This window comes from Limnobacter sp. 130, from assembly GCF_902506325.1.
Classification (GTDB): domain Bacteria; phylum Pseudomonadota; class Gammaproteobacteria; order Burkholderiales; family Burkholderiaceae_B; genus Limnobacter.
In genome coordinates, this window is sequence record NZ_LR732330.1 from 369,155 (window position 1) to 390,434 (window position 21,280).

A 21,280-nucleotide genomic window follows, 5' to 3' on the forward strand; every position below is an offset into this window, starting at 1 on the left:
TTTACTGGACAGATATCAGGGCCACACTGCCGCCACGCGATTGCGCAATCAGCGCATCGGTTTCAGCAGGCACCGGCTGGCTGGTCAAGGCGGTTGAACCCACTCTTGTTCGCGCAATGGTTTTGCCGGTGTCTCGATCAATGAAATGAACATAACCTTCGTAGTCACCCACGGCCACGGCACGGCCAATGACGGTCGGCGTGGTAGGCTGGCGGCGCTGGAAATTTTCAATTTTCCAAACCTGCTTGCCGCCACTGCGGGAGAATGCGAATAAATCGCCCAGTTCATTGGGGGCGATCAGGTAACGGTCGTCTACGGAGGCACCGCTGGGTGCGGAAAAATCGCTTGTCCAGATAGGGCGTGCACTCACGGAATCCAGGCAACCTACCTTGCCTTGAAACGCAGCCGCACACACTTCGCGGAAGTTGTAGATTGGCGTGCCGGTCACATCAGTAATGCGTTCAATTTCAGTGGTGCCGCTGGGCGTGGCCAAAGTACCTTCCCAAACCACGGTGCCCGTGCTCAGGTCAAGTGCAACCAAACGACCACCCGGGAAACCGGCATACACGCGTGCATTGTTCACATCCACAGGCGTATTGACGCGCAGGGTCAGCGGTGGCAATTGGCGTGTGTACTTCCAGCGTTGTGCACCGTTCGACGCAGAATAAGCAATCACAGAGAAATCAATGCCGCGAACCAGGATAGTGCCGGCAGCACCCACGGGCACACTGCTTACATCGGCACCCACACCGACTTGCCATTTTTGTTTGCCGTTGGCATCAAACGCAACCAGGTTATTGTTCGCGTCGATCACAGCAATGGTGTCAAGCGTCGCGGCAACACCCGCTTTCAGCTTCGTGCCTACTTTCACTTTCCATTTTGTTTTGCCCGTGGCCTTGTCAATTGCCACCAACTGACCTTCTTCCGACGCGGCATACACGGTGGAGTCGAGCAACACCGGTGTAAAACTGCCCTGCTCAGAATCACCAACATCCACAGACCAGGCATTTGCAACTTTCAGTTGTGAAGTAAAGGGCTGCAATTCAGCAGGCTTTACGGCGCTGTTACCAAATGGGTTCAGGCTGCTCATGGTCGAACTGATTGCAGCACAACCGCCCAGCAAGGCCAGAACCGTTACAAGGGATGAGACTTTGATGGCTTGCTTCATTGGCGTACTCATTATTTGGTCTCCAGTTTGGGCAAGGCGCTAATTTTGCGCTCGATTACTTGCTTCCATGGGCTGTCTGCCTGAATGGTAGCAAGCGCCAACTCATACTCCTTGCGAGCTGTTGCCACATCTTTCTGGGCCAGGGCCAGATCGCCCAAGCGATCATGAAACAGGCCTTCAAAACCAGGATAATTGTCACTTAAAGCGGCTTTGGCACCGTCGAAATCAGATTGTTCGATCAAAATGCCAGCCAGCATCAGTCGGGCAGTGGCCGCATATTCATCCAGCTTGGCTTCTTCAGAAGCCCACTTCAGTGATTCTTTGGCCTCATCGAGCTTGCCTTCGTCAAAAAAAGCCTTGGCTGCAATCAGGGCACCGCGTTGTGCGTAAGGTGAACCCGCATGATCCTCGATCAAGGTTTTCTGAGTTTGCCCCACCAGGTCGATATTGCCCTCTCGCGAGGCCGCCTCCAAACGTTCGTAGACCACAACCGCTTCTGTGGACTGGCGCGTTTGCCACCATTTCCAACCGTTGTTCAAGGCAAAGGCACCGAACACAAGAATCAACACGGTCAGAATAAAACTGCCGTATTTGGACCAGAATGCCTTCAAACTGGCCAGTTGTTCTTGTTCTTCAAGGCTGTATCGACTCAAGACTCCTCTCCTTCTCCGTAAAGCAGACCGAAAATGGCTTCGGCCAATCCCTCTTGTTTGAATTCTTCCTGTTTGCTTTCACCACGCAGCAATTTGACTGCCGCAGTGCCTGCATTCAATTCGTTCTCACCCAGAATAACCGCCACAGCTGCGCCGCTGATATCGGCACGCTTCATCTGGCTTTTAAATCCACCACCGCCTGCGTGCAATACCACCGCAAAACCTGCATCCCGAAGCTCTTCAGCCAGAGTAAATGCGCGGCGGGAGGTGCCCTCACCCTGGTGAACAACGTACACATCCAGATCTGCAGTGTCATCGGGCTGATTCACTTCGAGGTACAACTCGAGCAAACGTTCCAGGCCAATTGCAAATCCAATGGCAGGCGTGGGTTTTCCACCCAGAACTTCGATCAAACCATCGTATCGACCACCGCCACAGATAGTACCCTGTGTTCCCAATGCGTCGGTGATCCACTCGAACACGGTGAGGTTGTAGTAATCCAGACCACGAACCAAACGCGGATTCTCGATGTACTGCACACCTGCGTCGTCGAGCAGACGTTTCACACCCTGATAGTGAACCAGCGATTCTGCGCCCAGAAACTCGGACAGGCGCGGCGCTCCGTTAACCATGTCTTGCATGGCTGGATTTTTGGTGTCCAGAATGCGCAATGGATTGCTGTGCAGGCGCCGTTTGGCATCTTCATCGAGCAATTCAGTGTGTGCTTCAAAATAAGTAATCAAAGCCTGGCGATGAGCCAAACGTTCTGGCGCTTCGCCCAGGCAGTTAATTTCAAGCCGCACGTCTTCAAGGCCCATTTCACGCCACAGGCGTGAAAGCATGACGATCAGTTCTGCATCAATATCGGGGCCAGCGAAGCCCAAGGCTTCGACATCAAGCTGGTGAAATTGACGATAACGACCGCGCTGGGGGCGCTCATGGCGGAACACTGGCCCCATGGAGTACACACGCTGGGGCGCTGCATAGGTCAAATTGTGCTGGATGGTGGCGCGTGCAATACCGGCCGTGAATTCTGGCCTCAGCGTGAGTTCATCGCCATTCAAGCGATCCACAAAGCTGAACATCTCTTTTTCAACAATGTCGGTGACTTCACCAATGCCACGGCGAAACAGCGACGTAGGTTCAAGTACAGGCGTTTTAATCAAACGGTAGCCATAGGAAGTCAACCATTCGCGCAGCATGACCTCAAGGTTTTCCCAGTGAATGCCCTCTACAGGCAATACATCGTTCATGCCCTTAACGGATTGAAGACGGGGTTGCTTCTTGGCTTTGGATTGTTCCGGCGACTCAGGATGACTCATTGACGCATTCAACTTAATTTCTCAACCCGGTATTGTCGCCTATTCTTGGGCTACTTGTTGCCGCCAGCGTACCTTTGCTCAACATAACGCTGCACAATTGCCTGAAATTCCTGGGCAATATTCTCACCCTTCAGTGTCACCGTGCGCTTTCCGTCCAAAAACACAGGTGCTGATGGTGCTTCGCCGGTACCAGGCAAGGAAATACCAATGTCGGCATGCTTGCTTTCACCGGGGCCATTCACCACGCAACCCATCACAGCAACTTTCATTTCTTCAACACCCACGTATTGATTTTTCCAAATGGGCATTTGGTCACGAAGATAGGTTTGAATTTGATCGGCCAACTCTTGAAATACAGTACTGGTGGTGCGGCCGCAGCCCGGGCAGGCAATAACTTGTGGCGTAAAGGCACGCAAGCCAAGGGACTGCAAAATTTCCTGACCAACCAGGACTTCCTTGCAGCGGTCGCCATTGGGCTCAGGGGTTAGCGACACTCGAATGGTGTCGCCAATTCCCTCTTGCAACAACACAGACAAAGCCGAGGTCGACGCCACAATTCCTTTGGTGCCCATACCCGCCTCGGTCAAGCCAAGGTGCAAGGGAAACTCGCTTCGACCAGCCAATTCACGGTACACAGCAATCAGGTCTTGCACCTGACTTACCTTGCACGACAATATAATTTTATTGGCTGGCAAACCAAGCTCAACGGCTTTGTGGGCACTACTCACAGCCGACTCAATCAGGGCCTGGTACATCAGCTGTTGCGCTGGCAGTGGATCGGGTTTTTTACCGTTTTCATCCATCATCCGGGCCAACAGGTTTTGGTCCAGGCTGCCCCAGTTCACGCCAATGCGCACTGGCTTGTCGTGCTCGGCCGCAATCGCAATCATGGCGGCAAAGTTGTCGTCTCGCGAACGGGATGAGCCCACGTTGCCAGGGTTAATTCGGTACTTCGACAAGGCCTTTGCGCAATCTGGATACTTTTGCAACAACAAATGGCCGTTGTAATGAAAATCACCCACCAAAGGTACAGGGATCCGCATCTTGTCCAACTGCTCACGAATGTAAGGCACGGCTTGTGCAGAGGCATCGTTGTTCACTGTAATTCGAACCATCTCGCTGCCGGCAAGATAAAGGGCCTTGATCTGCAAGGCAGTGTTCAAAGCATCTGCCGTGTCAGTGTTGGTCATCGACTGCACCAACACGGGCGCGCCGCCGCCAATGGACACGACGTGTTCTTTCCAGCGGACATCCACTTGATGGGTTTTTTGTCGCTTCAAGGGGGTATTTGGAATCACGATGAACTTCTGGCGAGATAAAAACAGGTTGCTGACAAAATGGGGGGCACTACCCCCAAATGATTTTACTGAACAGTAATCCGTGCAACTTCACCGCGAATGGACGAAGTTAGATCAACTGGTTTTCCGTTGCTTGACACATTCACTGCCGTGGCATTGCCAACAATCAGCTTGAATGGAGCCAAACCCTTCACTTCCAGGTTGCTGCCACCATCGTTAAGCTGGGAAATCAACACCTTGTCGTTTGCATCGCGCACGGTAACCCAGGATTGTTCCTGGAAATTAAAGCGCAACACACCTTCCGAACCGCTGGCCACCGGTGGCACCACAGCGGCAGGCGCGGCAGCTTCAGCCGCTGGCGCAGAGACTGCGGGTGCAGGAGCTGCGGGCGCAGCTACCGCAGGCGCTACAGTTTGACTTTCAGGGGCTGATGGCTGTTGAAGCGCAGGGAACACCGCAGTGCCACCTGCGGCTGCCGGTGCTTCCAGAGCCAATGGCAGTGAACCATCGGCCTGCACCGCACTGTCAGGCGCTGGTGCAAGCGCAACAGGTGCCTCGTTGGGCTCAATGACCTCGGCATCGCCCACAGCAACTTCTTGACTCGACATGAACACCGGAATGTAAAACACAGCCATGACAACCACTGCTGCAAGCACAATGCCGTAGCTCAGCGATTTCTTGCCAGTTTTGCGGTCAAAGTTCAATGTGGACAAGCGCTTGGAGCTGTTGGGCATTTTAGGTTCAAACGGCTCTGGGCGACCGCCTTCGGCTTGCCCTGGCCTTGTGGCCTTCATCTGAACACTGCTCTCGGAAAACCCGAAAGACAGGATAACAGGGGCAGCATCCATTTTCAGGGCTTTGCAATAGCTCTTGATGAAAGCCTTGGCAAAGGTTTCAGGCGGCAAACGACCCACGTCTCCGCTTTCAATGGCTTCAAGCTGGCGCTCGTTGATTTTGGTTTGAGCGCTGATGTCGCTCAAGGTATAGCCGGCCTTCTCGCGGGCAGCGCGCAGAATTTCACCTGGGTTTTGACCAGATTCCAGCAGAGTCAAATTGGGGTGCTTTTCGGCCACGGAGCCCATGTTCTGCTCCGATTTAACATCTTGACCTGCACTGGCATCTGATGATTCAGTTTTGCTCATCGCACGATTTTCATTCATTTGGTCTTTCCAAGCGTCGGCAGGCACAACTGGCCCCGATTATTAATTGTAGTTCTTTACCGCCACCACCTTTGCAGCATAATCGATGCTGGCAGATGGATTCAAGCGATTTGTATGAAAATTCAATGTGTTGAGGAGTTTTTTGAGAAATTGCCACAAGTTTGGCAACAAAATATGATTTTCATAAATCAATCAATACAAACCTACACCGCCACAACACAGACAATCCTGTTTTCATTGTATGACAAAGCGTGCAGGGTGTTTGCCTAGCTCCTACGTTTGGAGGAACCCCTCAGTTCTTCAAGCGAAACAGTGCTAACCGATCTTTCCCGGACTTTTGTCCGATCCCGAACTTCGCCAGCCAATTGACCACACGCTGCGTCAATATCGTCTCCGCGAGTTTTGCGAACTGTGGTCACTACACCTGCACCAGCCAACACATCAACAAACGTTTTAATCGCAGGGGTGGTTGACTTGAACAAACCCGATTCAGGAAAAGGATTAAATGGAATCAGATTGAATTTGCAAGGCACAATTTTGGCAATTTCGAGCAGTTGTTGAGCATGCTCTGGTTTGTCATTGACGCCATCGAGCATCACATACTCAAAGGTAATGAAGTCGCGGGGGGCAAATTTCAGGTAACGCAGGCAGGCGTCCAGCAACTCGCGCAACGGATACTTTTTATTCAGTGGCACCAGTTGATCGCGAAGCGCGTCGTTGGGTGCATGAAGCGAAACGGCCAAGGCCACAGGACAGTCTTGAGAAAGCCTGTCCATGAATGGCACCACACCCGAAGTTGACACTGTGACCCTGCGGCGCGACAGGCCATAGGCTGTGTCGTCCAGCATCAATTGCAAAGCGGGCACCAAGGCATCGTAGTTCAACAAAGGTTCGCCCATGCCCATCATGACCACATTGGTAACCGGGCGTTCTTGGGCGTAAACGCGATCGCCAGCCTCGCGAAGCAACACATTGGCTTTCCACAACTGGGCGACGATTTCAGCCGTGCTCAAATTGCGCGAAAAGCCTTGTTTGCCTGTGGAGCAAAAGCGGCAATTGACCGCACAACCAGCCTGCGAACTGACGCACAACGTTCCGCGGCGCTCTTCGGGAATAAATACAGTTTCAACCGCATCGCCATTGCCAACATCAAAGAGCCACTTGCGTGTGCCGTCTTTGGAGACATTGTCGGAAATGATGTTGGGGGCCTTGATACAGGCACGGCTATTCAAATTCTGGCGAAATGACTTCGCAAGATCAGTCATGGACTCAAAATTGTCCATGCCAGACTGGTGAATCCACTTGGCCAATTGTTTGGCACGAAATGGTTTTTCACCCAAATTGCCACACCACTGAATCAACTCGGGTACCGAGTAGTCCAGCAAGTTATCGAGTTGTTCACTCATGGTGTGTCCTTTCAAAACAAACGGGGACGCCAGTGCGCCCCCGGAATTCAACGCAATCTGGTTAGATTAGCGTGAAAATACATATGACGCTGGGAAGAAGTAAGCGATTTCATTCGCAGCAGTTTCAGGGGCATCAGAGCCGTGAACAGCGTTGGCATCAATGCTTTCAGCGAAATCAGCACGAATGGTACCGGCGGCAGCTTCCTTGGGGTTTGTGGCACCCATCAATTCACGGTTCTTGGCAATGGCGTTCTCGCCTTCCAGAGCTTGAATCATGACTGGGCCGGAAATCATGAACTCAACCAGGTCATTGAAGAACGGGCGTGCTTTGTGTACAGCATAGAAGCCTTCAGCTTCAGCGCGTGACAGGTGCGCCATGCGTGCAGCAACTACCTTCAGGCCAGCAGCTTCAAAGCGGCTGTAAATTTGACCAATAACGTTTTTTGCAACAGCATCAGGCTTGATGATGGACAGGGTGCGCTCGATTGCCATAGTGTAACCACTCCGAAAAGATTAGAAAAGCGTGAAAATTAACCCGCGATTATAGCTGGTTTATGTAAAAAACCCAATCACAGGACTGACCCACACCTTGAATTGAAACTTTTCGCCATTACCATTACTCTAAATCCATACAAATTCGCGTTTTACAAAGGAGCGAGTACACATGTCTGAATTCAGAACCGCACAATTTGGCCGCACGGCCGGTGGTGTATCTACCGTAGAAACCAACCGTGTTCTGCGAAACACCTACTTCTTGCTGGCCCTGTCAATGATTCCGACAGCCTTGGGCGCGTTTGCAGGTATTCAATTCGGCTTCTTCCGTTTGTTTGCTGGCAGCCCTATTCTTTCATTCGTGGTCATGCTTGCCGCCATGTTCGGTTTCATCTGGGGTATCCAGCGAAACCGCAACAACTCGTTTGGTGTGGTGCTCATGTTGGGCTTCACCTTTTTCATGGGTCTCATGCTGTCGGGCATTCTATCGGTCGCCCTGAGCCTGTCGAACGGTAGTTCCATCATCATGATGGCTGCGCTGGGTACAGCGGGTATTTTCTTCGGCCTGGCCAGTTACGCTGCGGTCACCAAACGTGATTTCACCAACATGGGCAAAGGTCTGTTGATTGGCTTGGTCATGGTGATTGTGGCTTCTGTGGCCAACATTTTCCTGCAAATGCCAGCACTGTCGCTGACCATTTCCACCATTTGTGTGGGCCTGTTCTCGCTGTTTATTCTGTATGACCTGCAGCGTGTAATGCGCGGTGGCGAAACCAACTACATTTCCGCAGCGCTGAGCATTTACCTGAGTTTGTACAATTTGTTTGTTAATTTGCTGCAGCTGCTCATGGTGTTTGCAGGTGGCAGCCGCGAGTAAATACGCGAGTTCTGGAAAAAGTTACTGCGAAGTAACTGATTTTTAAGCAGTTTTTTTGACACTTTGCAGCATCGAAAGTTGTTGCAAAGTGAATTTCAAAAGCGCAGTATGAAGTTTCAGTGGGTCGGTATCTATACTGACCGCCGAGTTGGTGAGGCAAACGCACCAACGAAAACGGGGCCGCAACGGCCCCGTTTGTTATTTATACGCTCAGTAAAGTAATCACAAATAATCGCTGTAGGCCAACCGCTCAAACACCGCAATTGATTCAACATGCGCCGTGTGTGGAAACATGTTGACCACCCCTGCTTTCATGAGTTTGTATGAACCTAGATTGCACAACACGGCAGCGTCACGCGCCAAGGTGCCAGGATTACAACTCACATACACAATACGTTTGGGCTGAAATTCAGCACGCGCGCCCACAATGGCCTTACAAATTTCCAAAGCGCCATCACGCGGTGGATCGACCAACACTTTGTCGTACTGCCCCCAGCTTTCCCACTCGGGTGTTTCCACTTCGAACAGATTGCGTACATGAAATTCTGTTTTGTCTGCCAAACCATTGAACTGCGCGTTTTCACCAGCCCGGTCAACCAGGTCTTGCGAACCTTCAAAGCCTCTCACGTAACTGCTTTTTGTAGCCAAAGGCAAAGAAAAATTGCCCAAACCACAAAACAGGTCAAGCACACGGTCTTCGGCCTTTAGGTCGAGCAATGAGACAGCACGGCTAATCATGGCGTCGTTGATCAGGTGGTTCACTTGCGTGAAGTCGGTGGGCCGAAAACGCATACGAATTCCAAAACTGGGAATTCGATAGGTCAGGTCCACTGGTTTGTCTGCTTCCAGACGATGCGCAGTGGCCGGGCCACCAGGTTGCAACCACCAGTCGATTCCCCACTCAAGGCCGAAGGCACGAAGTGTATCCAAATCGGAGTCACTAAAAGGTTCGAGATGGCGCAACACCATTGCGGTAACGCCATCGCCCACGGCCAACTCAATTTGGGGCACACGCATGTAAATGCTGAGCGTAACCAACATATTGCCAAGCGGCACAATCATGTTGGACACATGCTTGGGCAACACATGGCATTGCTGCATGTCGGCCACATACGAGGAAGCTTTCTCGTGAAAACCCACAAAAAAGCGATCTTTCTTGATCACGAAACGGGTGCTTAGGCGTGCACGGTGACGATAACCCCAAAACGAGCCGTAAATAGGCGGCATCATTTGTTCAGGGGTTTGGCGGCCAATTCGTTGCAACAGGTCTTCAAGGGCACGATTTTTAATGGCCACCTGGGCATTGGGTTCGATGTGCTGCATGGCACACCCGCCACACACGCCGTAATGCGGGCACTTGGGTGTGGTTCGCGTGGACACGCTGTTGAGCACCTGAAGCGTTCTGCCCCTTGAATAACTCGGCTTGACGCGAGTAACTTCAGCAACAACAGTTTCGCCGGTGATGGCACCATCGATAAAATGCACCTTGCCATCGACATGACCAATACCATTGGCATCCAGATCAATCGACTCAATGGCAACTTGCACCTGTGGAAACACCACAGGTGTTCTTTCTTTTTTCTTTTTGCGGCCCATGGCTACTTTCGATAAAAATTAACGGGCTGGCAGGTAATCCATTGGGTCAACAGGTTTGCCCTGCTTGCGAACCTCAAAATGTAATTTGGGGCGATCGGAATCGGACTGCCCTGCTTCCGCAATTTTTTGGCCCTTGGTCACGGGTTCACCTTCTTTGACCAACAAGGTTTTGTTGTGCGCATAGGCTGTCAACAAATTGTTGTCGTGTTTCAAAATGATCAGGTTGCCATAACCACGCAAGGCGTTACCGGAATACACCACACGCCCGGCCTGAGAGGCCATTACGGGGTCACCCACTTTGGCAGCAAGGTCAATGCCCTTGTTCACACCTGCTTTGTACCCTTGAATAATTTCACCCGGGTGCGGCCAAATAAAGCCCAAAGTAACCGCCACTGGCGCAGGCGGCTTGATTTCGGGCGCTGGCGTTGCCTCAACGGGCTTTGCGCCACCCGCCGGGGTAATCGGGGTCACTTCAACACCGCTGTCTTCAATGGTTGAGCCTGCCACGACGCCAGGCGCGCCTGTTACACGCAGTTTTTGACCAATACTCAGCTTGCTGGGATCGCTCAAGTTATTGGCTCGAGCCAGTTCACGCCAATCAAGACCAAAATCAAGGGCAATGCTGTACAGGGTATCGCCGGCCTTCACGGTGTAAACACCATCGGTGGCCACTGCAGTATCGGAGGATCTGGACGGCAAACGATCCACAACCGGGGCTTGATTCCCAGTTGTAGTACACGCGCCAAGAAAAATAAGGGTTGCAAACCCAACTGCCAATGCACGTGTGTGACCCAGCAATGGGGTTCTAGTTAATGCGCCACGTTTCATACGATGCGAGTTCCTTGTAACAGGGGTACGAATTTTACCAAGTCTTTTTTCTCACGATGCCATTTATCGACCTTCAAGCGATCAACAATGACCAGATTTTGCTGATTTTGATCAGCCACGGGCACAATAAGACGCCCGCCAATTTTGAGTTGCTTTAATAAAGCTTGCGGAATTTCCAAACCAGCTGCGGCCACAATGATGACATCAAATGGTGCCTGTGCGGGCAAGCCCGCTAGCCCATCACCATGAATTACTTTGACTTTCGGAAAGTCTGCAAGCTTTAAATTACGCTGGGCCTTGTCATACAACGCCTCAATGCGCTCTATGCTGACCACTTGCTTTGCAATCTTGGCAAACACAGCGGCCTGATAGCCACAGCCTGCCCCCACTTCGAGCACATTGTCGAGCTCAGTCCGACCATCCAGCGCATATTCCGCAAAACGCGCCACGGTGAACGGGCGCGAAATGGTTTGTTGGTGACCGATGGGTAGTGCTGCATCTTCATAGGCCCGCGAAGCAAAGGCTTCATCCACAAAAAGGTGGCGCGGTACTGTGCCAATCACATCCAGCACACGCTGGTTCGTGATGCCCAATGTTTTAAGCTTTTGAACCAGATGCCCGCGTGCGCGCTCAGAGGTCAGGCTTGACCCACCGAGGCGTTCCGGTATGCGATCCAGTTTGCGCGCAGACTGGGTAATCAGCGCAGGTGCTGGCTTGAAGCGAGGCTTTTGATCCATTTTTTGTTTTACAGCCAATCGGCCAGGGTTTTCATTTGTTCAAGGTCAGTCAAATCAGCCTTCAATGGGCTGATTGAAATTTTACCCTGCTTCACCGCATAAAAATCGGTTCCAGGGCCAGCATCTTTCGCGCCACCGGGTGGGCCAATCCAGTAAACGGTTTCATCTTTGGGATTCTGGGTTGGAATAACTGGTTCAGCATGGTGCCGTTTGCCCAAGCGGGTGCATTCATAGCCCTGCATGTCGTCGTAAGGAATGGGAGGAATATTCACATTCAGCAAGCAGTGTTCAAGCCCCAGTGGATTGTTCAGAAAACGGTCCACGATTTCAGCAGCAACACGGGCCGCGCTGTCCAGGTGCGCATAACCCTTGCCGGCCAGCGAAAAAGCAATGGCAGGCAGACCACACTGGAAGCCTTCCATGGCTGCGGCCACGGTGCCCGAGTAAATGGTGTCGTCGCCCATATTGGCACCGTTGTTGATACCGGAAACGACAAGATCGGGGCGGCGTTCCAGCAAACCTGTTACTGCCACATGCACACAATCGGTGGGGGTGCCATTCACATAGCGAAAACCGTTGGCCGCTTTGCGCACAGTGAGCGGGCGATCAAGCGTAAGGGCGTTTGATACACCTGAACGGTCTTGTTCGGGCGCCATGACTTCCAGGTGAACTGTGTTGCCGAATCGTTCTAGCAAGGCACCATGCAGGGCCAGAATGCCAGGGGCGCTGTAGCCATCGTCGTTGCTGATTAAAATATGGGGAATGGTCAAAATCAGGCTTCCTTGCGGCGAAACACCCAAGTGTTTTCAGTGGATTCTTTGGCTGCAAAAGAATAACCGGCGACCTTGAATTTTTTCAGTTGCTCTACATCAGTGATGCGTTGATCAACAATGTGACGGGCCATCAGGCCGCGGGCCTTTTTTGCAAAGAAGCTAATGATTTTGTACTGACCATTTTTATAGTCTTGAAAGGCAGGCTGTACCACACGTGCATTCAAAGCCTTGGTATCGACCGACTTGAAATATTCATCCGAAGCCAGGTTCACCAGCACCGGGTCTTTTTTGCCGAGCTCTTTGTTCAAAGCGGGCGCCACAGTTTGCTTCCAGTACGCGTACAAATCTTTGCCTGCCGAATTGGGCAGCTTGGTGCCCATTTCAAGCCGATAAGGTTGCATTAAATCGAGCGGGCGAAGAATGCCGTACAAACCCGACAAAATACGCACATGCTTTTGGGCAAAGGCCAGTCCATCTTCGTCCAGGGTTTTGGCATCAAAACCATCGTACACATCGCCATTGAACGCCAGCAATGCAGGCCGCGAATTTTTCTTGGTGAACTTGGTTGACCATTCGCTGTAACGCGTTGCGTTAAGCACCCCCAACTTGTCAGAAACTGACATGAGTTTGGAAATATCAGCCGGACTCATAGGGCGAAGAATGTTCACCAACTCGGCTGCCTGCTCAACAAATTGGGGCTGCGTGCTGGTTGAAACGGACAAGGGTGTTTCGTAATCGAGCGATTTTGCGGGAGAAAGAACTACAAGCATGGACATGCATCACCTGGTTGTTACTACGGGTTTATTATCGCAGGATCTGGCAGGTGATTCAGGGACAGGGTGGTGTGAAGCCGGGAAAAATACCCAATACAAGGTATGCGAGACACTGGTTTTTTTGAGGTTGGCCGCGGATGCGACATTGTCGCTCCGCTTCTGGCCGTGTCTCCCAGGCTGTCTCTCCCGAAGATGAATGTATTACCTGTCATATGCACAAATGGATTCAAGCAAATGTGTTGGCAAGTTTTGATTTACTGTATATAATCACAGCATGTCAATTCGAGATTGGTGCCATGAAAGGTTTAACTGCTCGTCAACAAGAAATTCTGGATCTGATTCGCGATCAAATCGCGCAATTTGGCCGCCCCCCTACCCGTGCTGAAATTGCACGGCAATTGGGCTTTCGCTCTGCCAACGCGGCAGAAGATCACTTACAGGCTTTGGCCAAGAAAAACGTCATCGCGCTCGATGCCAGCACCTCGCGCGGCATTCGCCTGCTGGGTGAATATGCTGAAGGTTTGGAAGAAACCGCCAGCAAGGCAGCCGAACGTGCATTCGAGCATTTCATGCAACTGCCGCTAATTGGCCGTGTTGCAGCAGGCAGCCCGATTCTTGCGCAAGAACACGTGGAAAAACAAATTCCGGTTGATCCATCGCTCTTTCCCGACAAGCCCGATTACCTGCTGAAAGTACGTGGCATGTCCATGAAAGACATCGGCATTATGGATGGCGACTTGTTGGCAGTAAAAAAAGCAAGCACCGCACGCGCAGGTCAGGTGGTGGTTGCGCGTGTGAACGACGATGTCACCGTGAAACGTTTTTTTCAGAAAGGCCATGTGGTTGAGCTGCAAGCTGAAAACAGCGATTTCGCCCCCATTGAAGTCGACTTGCGAACAGAAACATTCGCAATTGAAGGTTTGGCTGTTGGTTTGATCCGCCAGGGCCAGTTGCACTAAAAAGCAGTCATTGCACCAAGAGCAATGTCGGGGGTTGTTGTGTCATCTGATCTTGCCAACATTCACCCTGGCGTTTGGCGCGCCCATCAGCTTGCCAGCGACACCAGCGCACGCATACCTAGCGGCTTTGCTGCCCTGGATCAACAATTGCCAGGGGGTGGCTGGCCCACCCGAAACCTGATTGAACTGCTGTTGAAACACCACGGCATCGGCGAGCTTCGCTTTCTGATCCCCGTGTTACGCAAGCTTTCGCTGGAACAAAAAAAACTGGTGCTGATTGGCGCGCCACTGCTTCCACTTACACCCGTATTTGAACAGTTCGGTGTGGCTTTAAACCAAGTCCATTTAATTCAAACCGACAAACCTCAAGATCGGCTTTGGGCGATTGAACAAGTACTTCAAAGCGATTCATTTGGTGCGCTTTTCATGTGGTTGCCCGAGGAAAAAGCATTGTGCAGCCCCACCGTGTTACGCCGCTTGCAATACCAGGCCACACGCTCACAAGGTTTAAGTTTTGTATTTCGCCCTATTCGGGCACAAATTCAGCCCTCCCCGGCTTCGCTGCGTTTGTGCCTGACCGCGCAAAGCCCCAACAGCTTGCGCGTGCATTTGATCAAACGCAGGGGCCCTGTGCTGGAACAAGCAGTATTGATTGATTTACCCAAACCGCAAGGTGCTTTACCCGACACCCCGCACTCACAGGAGCTTGTTCGTGCGCTGGATCGCCCTGAGTTACAAACAAACTTTCAAACAACCCTGCAAGCCACAGGAAACTACACCTCAGTTTGACGCCAATTCACTATTTGAATTGGCAGCACATTACAGCCCGATGGTGTGTTGGCGACAAGACCAACACCATGAATATGCGGGGTGGTTGGTTGAAGTGCACAGCAGCTTCAGGCTGTTTGGTGGTGCACAGGCTTTGCTTTCGCAATTGTGGCAAAGCGCAGAAGAGTTTCCTGGTGAACTGCAACTGGCCAACCACCACACCGCCACTGGGGCTTGGTGGCTTGGTAAATGTGCACCTGCGCACACTGAAAGTGACTTTCTGGCCATGCTGAGTTTCAATGACAACAGCTTGTTGTCCCTGCCAACACATGCACTGGATTGCGATTTAAAGTTACAAACCACCTGGCAACAATGCGGCTTTAATCGCATTGGTGATTTGTGGCGTTTGCCGCGCGACGGGTTTTTAAAACGCTTTGGCGCACAGGCACTGGCAGAACTTGATTCAGGCTTTGGCGTTCAAAACAAATTGGCACCAGGCGCGGTTACCCACACACCTGCCAACACCTTTGAACAAGAAACAGAATTGCCGTTTCACAGCGACAGGCTAGACCTGATTGAGCACCATGCACAAACCCTGCTTCAAGCAGTGTGCCGCTGGTTAAAGCAGCAAAAACATGGTGCGCGTGAATTGCACTGGTCCTTCAAGCATGCGCATGGTGAAGAAATCTTGCGCCTTCGAAGTGCGCAGCCCACCGACTGCCTTGATACCTGGAAACGGCTGCTGCACCACCAACTGGGGCGAATGCAATTTGAAGATGACGTACGCAACCTGCGGGTACAGTGCGCGCACAGTGAATTGCTGCCCAATATAAACACCAGTTTTTTACCCGATCCTGGGAAAAGCTTGCACAATTGGGACAATACCTGCGATGTTCTGCGCGCGCGCCTGGGCGAACAAACCGTGTTGTTTGCAGCCACTGAAAGCGACCCAAGACCGGAATGCAGCGTTGTGTTGCAGCCTGTCCCCTTAATTAAAAATTCAAATACTGCCTTTAAAAAAGGCGATAAAACACACGCCCCTGAACTGAACAACGCCACCTTGCCCTGCAGTGCGCCAAGGCCTTTGTGGTTGTTGCCACAGCCCAAACCCTTGCAAGGTAAAACCCCAAGCTGGCAAGCCGGTGGCCCCTGGCAGTTGCTCAGTGGCCCTGAGCGTGTTGAGTTTGGCTGGTGGGATGCCCAACCTTGCAAACGCGATTACTATTGCGCACGCGACAGCAACTCGAGTTTGGTGTGGCTGTACCAAGACCTGCTTGAAAACAACACACGCTGGTTTTTACACGGTTACTTTGCATGACTCAAACCATGGAAAATCCGATCCGCTTTGCGGAACCACTGGCATTGAGCAATTTCAGTTTTTTAAAAAGTGCATCGCACCCCGAAGAACTGGTTCAACAGGCGAAACTACTGGGTTACAGCGCCATTGGCATTGCCGATGAATGTTCGCTTGCCGGCATTGTTCGCGCACACCAGGCCGCCAAGGAAAGCGGCATACAACTGCTGGTGGGTGCGCAATTTCTGTTTGCACACAGCAGTCAATTTGCTGGCCAGCGCATTGCCCTGGTTGTGAAAAATAAGACGGGTTACACCCACTTGTGCCGGTTGATTACACAGGCACGCAGCCGTGCATTCAAAGGCGATTACCTGTTTACCCGCGAAGACCTTGCCGACATTCCACCCGGACTGCATTTATTGCTGCTACCCGATGAGCGCAACAAAGAAAACTTGGCTGTACTGCTAAGTTGGTGCGCCAAACGCTTCACTGGCCGAATGCACTTGGTGTGCAATTTGCAGCACAGGGGGTTTGACAAAGCATGGTTGCTGCACTTGCAAACTTTGGCCCACTTGCACCATGTCGAATTAATGGCCAGCAATTTGCCTGTGATGCATTCAAGCGAACGAAAAAACCTGCATGATGTGCTCACTGCCATTCGGCTGAACTGCAGCCTGAACGAGGCCAGACCCTTTCTGGAAACGAATGCGCAACGTTGCCTGCAACCCTTGCAGGTACTTGCCCAAATTTACCCGCACACCTTGCTTGAGCAAACCACGACACTGGCGGCGCAATGTGTATTTTCGCTCGATGAATTGCGCTACCAGTACCCCCGTGAAATCAGCCCAGAAGGCCTGGAGCCCACAGAGTACTTGCGCCTGCTTGTAGAGCAAGGTGCGATGCAGCGCTACAGCAACGCAGTACCCGCAAAAGTTCGAAAACAGATTGAACATGAATTGACGCTGATTGAAGAACTGAAATTTGAGGCTTACTTTTTAACCGTTCACGACATTGTTCGCTTTGCGCGTTCGCGCAATATTTTGTGCCAGGGACGTGGATCTGCCGCCAATTCCGTGGTGTGTTATTGCCTGCACATTACTGAAGTAAACCCCGACAAAATGGCGGTGCTGTTTGAGCGTTTTATTAGCCGCGAACGCAACGAGCCACCCGACATCGACGTGGACTTTGAACACACACGCCGCGAAGAAGTGATTCAATACATATACAAAAAATATGGTCGTGACCGGGCCGCATTGGCCGCCAGTGTAGTGGTGTACCGGCCCCGCTCGGCACTGCGGGATGTGGGGAAAGCATTGGGATTGCCCACTGACGTGATTGAGCAATTGGCCAAGTCACAAGATGGCGGTTACAGCCGCAGCATGCGTGTCGACCACATGGTGCAGGCGGGAATTGATGTGCGTCAAACCACGATTCAACATTGCGTGCATTTGGCTGATGAACTACTGGGTTTTCCGCGGCATTTGTCGCAACACACAGGTGGCTTTGTGATTGCGCGCGACAGCCTGACTGAACTGGTGCCGGTTGAAAATGCATCCATGCCAGGCCGCAGCGTGATTCAGTGGGACAAAGACGACCTGGATGCCATGGGCCTGATGAAAGTGGATGTATTGGCGCTGGGAATGCTGAGCGCCATCCGCATGACACTGGACGAACTGCACAAAAAGCGGGGCGCCCCCCAAACCCTGCAAGCCATACCGCCTGAAGACAGCGCAGCTTACGACATGATGTGCAAGGCCGACACTGTGGGTGTGTTTCAAATAGAAAGCCGCGCACAAATGGGCATGCTGCCACGACTGCAACCCCGCGAATATTACGACCTGGTAATTCAAGTGGCCATTGTGCGACCCGGCCCCATTCAAGGCGGCATGGTTCACCCGTTCCTAAAACGCAGGCAACGCCTGGAGGCAGTGAACTACCCCTCGGATGCCTTGAAAGAGGCACTGGGTCGCACCGAGGGCGTACCGATTTTTCAGGAACAAGTGATGCAGGTGGCCATTTTGGCCGCAGGCTTTACACCGGGCGAGGCCGATGCGCTGCGCCGCGGCATGGCAGCCTGGAAGCGCAAGGGTGGCCTGCACCATTTTTATGAACGTGTGGTGGGTGGCATGGTAGAACGCGGCTACACCCGCGAGTTTGCCGAAAGTATTTTCAGGCAAATGGAAGGCTTTGGCGAATATGGCTTTCCGGAAAGCCATGCAGCCAGTTTCGCGATGCTGGTGTATGCGTCGGCCTGGCTGAAATGCCACCACCCGGATGCATTTTTGTGTGGCTTGCTCAACGCTCAACCCATGGGTTTTTATGCACCTTCGCAACTGATTCAAGATGCGCAAAGGCACGGGGTGAAAGTATTGCCCGTGGATGTGCAATGCAGTGCGTTTGAAACCCGGCTGGACAGTTGCAACGGCACCCTGCTCCCTGTTCGCTTGGGCCTGAACCGTGTGAATGGCCTGAAAAACGATGCTGCTTTGCGCATTGTTCGAACCCGTGAACAAGGCCTGTTTGAAAGTGTGGAAGACCTGACCAAACGCGCACAGCTTGACCGCGCTGACCTGCTTGCGCTGGCCGACGCCAATGCGCTGGAACAACTGGCCGGGCACCGCCGCCAAGCTGTGTGGCAAACTGCAGCAACCGAAACAAATGGCTTTCGACATGGCGCAAGAAACCCAGACTTGCTAACCCACACCCGAAGCAATGAAACACCGCTTGCATTGCCAAAGGCCAGCGAACTGGAAGACATGCTGGCTGATTACCGCGCAACCGGTGCAAGCCTTCAACACCACCCTATTTCATTTTTGCGCAAGCAACTGGCACCTTACAAAATAAGGCAGGTTGAAGAATTGCGCACCTACCCGAACGGCCGATTGGCGCGTGCCTGCGGCATTGTGACGCACCGGCAACGCCCGGCCACTGCGCATGGCACCGTGTTTTTAAACCTTGAAGATGAAACAGGCAATGTGAATGTCATTGTGTGGAACAGCCTGGCAGAGGAACAGCGGCAAGTGTTACGCAATGCGCAAATCATGGGCGTATTTGGCATATGGCAGCGCGAAGGCGAAGTATGTAATTTGGTAGCACGCAGGCTGGTGGACTACACCCACCTGCTTGCGCAACTACAAACACCTTCTCGCGATTTCAAATAGACCGGGGACAAATCAGATATCCACTTCAACCAAATTGCCTTTGTCTTCCAGCCAGATGCGGCGTGCACCACTTTCAGTGCGTCCCATCAACATGTGCATCATGGCGTTGGTTTGGTCTACATCGAGGCTGCCCAAAGTAACCGGCAACAAACGGCGCGTGTCTGGGTTCAAAGTGGTTTCCCAAAGTTGCTCCGCATTCATTTCGCCCAAACCCTTGAAGCGGGAAATCTTGATGTTCGCCTCTTTCACACCTTCCTTGCCCAGCTTGTCTTGCACGGCGTAAAGCTCGGCTTCGTCCAGACAATACAGTTTGCGTGCAGGCTTCTTGCCCTGTGCAGGCACATCCACGCGGAATAACGGCGGGCGAGCCACATACAAATTCTGGCTGCGAATGAGCGCAGGGAAATGTTTGTAGAACAAGGTGAGCAGCAACACCTGAATGTGCGAACCGTCCACATCGGCATCGGAAAGAATACAAATTTTGCCGTAACGCAAACCGCTCAAGTCGGGGTTGTCGTTCACACCATGGGGGTCTACACCAATGGCCACTGCAATGTCGTGAATTTCCTGATTGGCAAACAGACGGTCTTTGTCGGTTTCCCAGGCATTGAGCACCTTGCCGCGCAAAGGCAACACCGCTTGAAATTCTTTGTCGCGCCCCATTTTTGCAGAGCCACCGGCGGAATCGCCCTCGACCAGGAATACTTCGTTCAAAGTAATGTCAGTGCTTTCACAATCGGTTAACTTGCCCGGCAAAATGGCCACCGAAGAGCTTTTTCGTTTTTCAACTTTTTGCGCTGCACGCGAACGGGCTTGCGCTTGTTTAATGGCCAGTTCAGCAATTTTTTTGCCGTCTTCCACATGCTGGTTCAACCACAACTCGAACGCAGGCTTCACCAGTGAGGACACCAAACGCACTGCATCGCGGCTGTTCAAGCGTTCCTTGATTTGACCTTGGAATTGCGGGTCGAGCACCTTGGCTGACAGCACAAAGTTGGCCTTGGAAAATATGTCATCAGGCATCAATTTAATGCCCTTGGGCATGAGCGAATGCATTTCGCAGAATGCCTTGATGGCCTGGAACACAGCCTCGCGCAGGCCCGATTCATGGGTACCCCCGGCAGAAGTTGGAATCAGGTTGACATAACTTTCACGCACAGGCGCACCTTCGGCCACAAAGGCCAAGGCCCAGGCTGCGCCCTCGCCTTCAGCGAAACCTTCGTCGCGCAGCACATCCACGTTCAGGTCGCCACTGAACATGGGGGCGACCAGTTCACGGTCCAGCAACTCCTCGCGCAAAAAGCCACTCAAACCATCCTCAAACTTCCAGCGTTTGGCTTCACCGGTTTTCTCGGTCACGAGTACAACTTCCACGCCCTTGAGCAACACCGCCTTGCTTCTCAGCAAGCGATCCATTTCATTGAGAGGCAGTACAGCTGAGTCAAAGTACTGGGGATCGGGCCACACGCGCACCGTGGTTCCCTTTTTGGGATCGCCGCTGGCTTGGGGACGTACTTTCAGGGGCTCGATCACATCGCCACCGCTGAACACCAGTATGCCCACCTGCTTGTCGCGCACCGCGCTCACTTCAAGCCGGGTAGACAAGGCGTTGGTGACAGAAACACCCACACCGTGCAAACCGCCTGAGAAGCGGTAAGCTCCGCCATCGGCCTTGTTGAACTTGCCACCTGCATGCAAGCGGGTAAACACCAGCTCGATTACGGGTACTTGTTCTTCAGGATGAAGGCCGATCGGGATGCCCCGCCCTTCGTCTTGCACCGACACACTGCCATCGGTGTGAACGGTGACCGTAATTCTTGAACCAAAACCACCTAAGGCTTCATCAGCCGCGTTGTCGATTACCTCTTGAATAATGTGCAAGGGGCAGTCGGTGCGGGTGTACATGCCAGGGCGCTGCTTGACTGGCTCTAGCCCCTTAAGGACACGGATGGACGATTCTTGGTACTGGCTCATGACAACCTGATAGTTCAATGACCGCTTGATGATACCAATAA

General features: G+C 52.4%; 18 protein-coding genes. 5 read left to right on the forward strand and 13 right to left on the reverse strand.

Going from position 1 to position 21,280, the window contains the following annotated elements; translation table 11 throughout:
• Nucleotide 1: 1 nt before the first annotated feature.
• The 7 genes from bamB to ndk all read right to left on the reverse strand — a co-directional run bounded on the left by bamB (nucleotide 2) and on the right by ndk (nucleotide 7,499).
• Entirely contained in the window at nucleotides 2-1,180 is a 1,179-nt protein-coding gene (gene bamB / locus FRIGORI9N_RS10745; protein WP_159570660.1) for an outer membrane protein assembly factor BamB, read from the reverse strand.
• A complete protein-coding gene (locus FRIGORI9N_RS10750) occupies nucleotides 1,180-1,821 on the reverse strand; it encodes a tetratricopeptide repeat protein (protein WP_159570663.1) in 642 nt (213 codons plus the stop codon). The genes bamB and FRIGORI9N_RS10750 overlap by 1 nt, the downstream gene beginning before the upstream one ends.
• Nucleotides 1,818-3,143 (reverse strand): histidine--tRNA ligase, encoded by a 1,326-nt coding sequence (gene hisS, locus FRIGORI9N_RS10755; protein ID WP_159570666.1) that lies wholly within the window; start codon nucleotides 3,141-3,143, stop codon nucleotides 1,818-1,820. Before hisS ends, FRIGORI9N_RS10750 begins: the two co-directional genes overlap by 4 nt.
• 50 nt (nucleotides 3,144-3,193) lie before the next feature.
• The gene (ispG, locus tag FRIGORI9N_RS10760) at nucleotides 3,194-4,441 is read right to left on the reverse strand and encodes a flavodoxin-dependent (E)-4-hydroxy-3-methylbut-2-enyl-diphosphate synthase (RefSeq protein WP_159570670.1); all 1,248 of its coding nucleotides are present in this window, start codon (nucleotides 4,439-4,441) and stop codon (nucleotides 3,194-3,196) included.
• 65 nt (nucleotides 4,442-4,506) lie between these two features.
• Nucleotides 4,507-5,601, reverse strand: coding sequence for a helix-turn-helix domain-containing protein (locus tag FRIGORI9N_RS10765; protein WP_159570673.1), 1,095 nt, complete (start codon nucleotides 5,599-5,601; stop codon nucleotides 4,507-4,509).
• Nucleotides 5,602-5,867: 266 nt separating this feature from the next.
• Entirely contained in the window at nucleotides 5,868-7,007 is a 1,140-nt protein-coding gene (gene rlmN / locus FRIGORI9N_RS10770; protein ID WP_159570676.1) for a 23S rRNA (adenine(2503)-C(2))-methyltransferase RlmN, read from the reverse strand.
• 66 nt (nucleotides 7,008-7,073) lie between these two features.
• The gene (gene ndk / locus FRIGORI9N_RS10775) at nucleotides 7,074-7,499 is read right to left on the reverse strand and encodes a nucleoside-diphosphate kinase (protein ID WP_159570679.1); all 426 of its coding nucleotides are present in this window, start codon (nucleotides 7,497-7,499) and stop codon (nucleotides 7,074-7,076) included.
• A 172-nt stretch (nucleotides 7,500-7,671) separates the two neighbouring features.
• On the opposite strand from ndk, the gene FRIGORI9N_RS10780 reads away from it, so the two are divergent.
• Nucleotides 7,672-8,376 carry a Bax inhibitor-1/YccA family protein gene (locus tag FRIGORI9N_RS10780; RefSeq protein WP_159570683.1) on the forward strand — a complete coding sequence of 235 codons (705 nt, stop codon included), beginning with the start codon at nucleotides 7,672-7,674 and terminating at the stop codon, nucleotides 8,374-8,376.
• Nucleotides 8,377-8,598: 222 nt separating this feature from the next.
• Here FRIGORI9N_RS10780 and rlmD read toward each other — a convergent pair whose 3' ends face one another.
• From rlmD to yaaA, 5 genes are read right to left on the reverse strand one after another with little or no spacing between them, the layout of a single operon-like run.
• The gene (rlmD, locus tag FRIGORI9N_RS10785; RefSeq protein ID WP_159570686.1) at nucleotides 8,599-9,972 is read right to left on the reverse strand and encodes a 23S rRNA (uracil(1939)-C(5))-methyltransferase RlmD; all 1,374 of its coding nucleotides are present in this window, start codon (nucleotides 9,970-9,972) and stop codon (nucleotides 8,599-8,601) included.
• Nucleotides 9,973-9,990: 18 nt separating this feature from the next.
• Entirely contained in the window at nucleotides 9,991-10,800 is an 810-nt protein-coding gene (locus tag FRIGORI9N_RS10790; protein WP_159570689.1) for a peptidoglycan DD-metalloendopeptidase family protein, read from the reverse strand.
• Nucleotides 10,797-11,537: a protein-L-isoaspartate(D-aspartate) O-methyltransferase gene (locus FRIGORI9N_RS10795; RefSeq protein ID WP_159570692.1), complete on the reverse strand. Its 741-nt coding sequence runs from the start codon at nucleotides 11,535-11,537 to the stop codon at nucleotides 10,797-10,799. The genes FRIGORI9N_RS10790 and FRIGORI9N_RS10795 overlap by 4 nt, the downstream gene beginning before the upstream one ends.
• Nucleotides 11,538-11,545: 8 nt before the next feature.
• Nucleotides 11,546-12,307 (reverse strand): 5'/3'-nucleotidase SurE, encoded by a 762-nt coding sequence (gene surE, locus FRIGORI9N_RS10800; protein ID WP_159570695.1) that lies wholly within the window; start codon nucleotides 12,305-12,307, stop codon nucleotides 11,546-11,548.
• A gap of 2 nt (nucleotides 12,308-12,309) precedes the next feature.
• The gene (yaaA, locus tag FRIGORI9N_RS10805) at nucleotides 12,310-13,080 is read right to left on the reverse strand and encodes a peroxide stress protein YaaA (protein ID WP_159570698.1); all 771 of its coding nucleotides are present in this window, start codon (nucleotides 13,078-13,080) and stop codon (nucleotides 12,310-12,312) included.
• Nucleotides 13,081-13,379: 299 nt separating this feature from the next.
• Here yaaA and lexA point away from each other — a divergent pair, with 299 nt between their 5' ends.
• Genes lexA through FRIGORI9N_RS10825 form a run of 4 tightly spaced genes read left to right on the forward strand, consistent with a single transcriptional unit; the run spans nucleotide 13,380 to nucleotide 19,265 of the window.
• Nucleotides 13,380-14,042: a transcriptional repressor LexA gene (gene lexA / locus FRIGORI9N_RS10810; RefSeq protein WP_159570701.1), complete on the forward strand. Its 663-nt coding sequence runs from the start codon at nucleotides 13,380-13,382 to the stop codon at nucleotides 14,040-14,042.
• Between the two features lie 39 nt (nucleotides 14,043-14,081).
• Nucleotides 14,082-14,831, forward strand: coding sequence for a translesion DNA synthesis-associated protein ImuA (gene imuA, locus FRIGORI9N_RS10815; protein WP_159570704.1), 750 nt, complete (start codon nucleotides 14,082-14,084; stop codon nucleotides 14,829-14,831).
• Nucleotides 14,755-16,128: a hypothetical protein gene (locus tag FRIGORI9N_RS10820; RefSeq protein ID WP_159570707.1), complete on the forward strand. Its 1,374-nt coding sequence runs from the start codon at nucleotides 14,755-14,757 to the stop codon at nucleotides 16,126-16,128. Before imuA ends, FRIGORI9N_RS10820 begins: the two co-directional genes overlap by 77 nt.
• Entirely contained in the window at nucleotides 16,125-19,265 is a 3,141-nt protein-coding gene (locus FRIGORI9N_RS10825) for an error-prone DNA polymerase (RefSeq protein ID WP_159570710.1), read from the forward strand. Before FRIGORI9N_RS10820 ends, FRIGORI9N_RS10825 begins: the two co-directional genes overlap by 4 nt.
• A gap of 12 nt (nucleotides 19,266-19,277) precedes the next feature.
• Here FRIGORI9N_RS10825 and FRIGORI9N_RS10830 read toward each other — a convergent pair whose 3' ends face one another.
• Nucleotides 19,278-21,239 (reverse strand): DNA topoisomerase IV subunit B, encoded by a 1,962-nt coding sequence (locus FRIGORI9N_RS10830; protein WP_159570713.1) that lies wholly within the window; start codon nucleotides 21,237-21,239, stop codon nucleotides 19,278-19,280.
• Between the last annotated feature and the right edge of the window lie 41 nt (nucleotides 21,240-21,280).

Excerpts from the sequence above, each read along its gene's own strand:
- bamB (WP_159570660.1), bottom strand. The coding sequence starts at position 1,180 with ATGAGTACGCCAATGAAGCAAGCCATCAAAGTCTCATCCCTTGTAACG.
- hisS (WP_159570666.1), bottom strand. The coding sequence starts at position 3,143 with ATGAGTCATCCTGAGTCGCCGGAACAATCCAAAGCCAAGAAGCAACCC.
- FRIGORI9N_RS10765 (WP_159570673.1), bottom strand. The coding sequence starts at position 5,601 with ATGAATGAAAATCGTGCGATGAGCAAAACTGAATCATCAGATGCCAGT.
- rlmN (WP_159570676.1), bottom strand. The coding sequence starts at position 7,007 with ATGAGTGAACAACTCGATAACTTGCTGGACTACTCGGTACCCGAGTTG.
- ndk (WP_159570679.1), bottom strand. The coding sequence starts at position 7,499 with ATGGCAATCGAGCGCACCCTGTCCATCATCAAGCCTGATGCTGTTGCA.
- FRIGORI9N_RS10780 (WP_159570683.1), top strand. The coding sequence starts at position 7,672 with ATGTCTGAATTCAGAACCGCACAATTTGGCCGCACGGCCGGTGGTGTA.
- rlmD (WP_159570686.1), bottom strand. The coding sequence starts at position 9,972 with ATGGGCCGCAAAAAGAAAAAAGAAAGAACACCTGTGGTGTTTCCACAG.
- FRIGORI9N_RS10790 (WP_159570689.1), bottom strand. The coding sequence starts at position 10,800 with ATGAAACGTGGCGCATTAACTAGAACCCCATTGCTGGGTCACACACGT.
- FRIGORI9N_RS10795 (WP_159570692.1), bottom strand. The coding sequence starts at position 11,537 with ATGGATCAAAAGCCTCGCTTCAAGCCAGCACCTGCGCTGATTACCCAG.
- yaaA (WP_159570698.1), bottom strand. The coding sequence starts at position 13,080 with ATGCTTGTAGTTCTTTCTCCCGCAAAATCGCTCGATTACGAAACACCC.
- lexA (WP_159570701.1), top strand. The coding sequence starts at position 13,380 with ATGAAAGGTTTAACTGCTCGTCAACAAGAAATTCTGGATCTGATTCGC.
- FRIGORI9N_RS10825 (WP_159570710.1), top strand. The coding sequence starts at position 16,125 with ATGACTCAAACCATGGAAAATCCGATCCGCTTTGCGGAACCACTGGCA.
- FRIGORI9N_RS10830 (WP_159570713.1), bottom strand. The coding sequence starts at position 21,239 with ATGAGCCAGTACCAAGAATCGTCCATCCGTGTCCTTAAGGGGCTAGAG.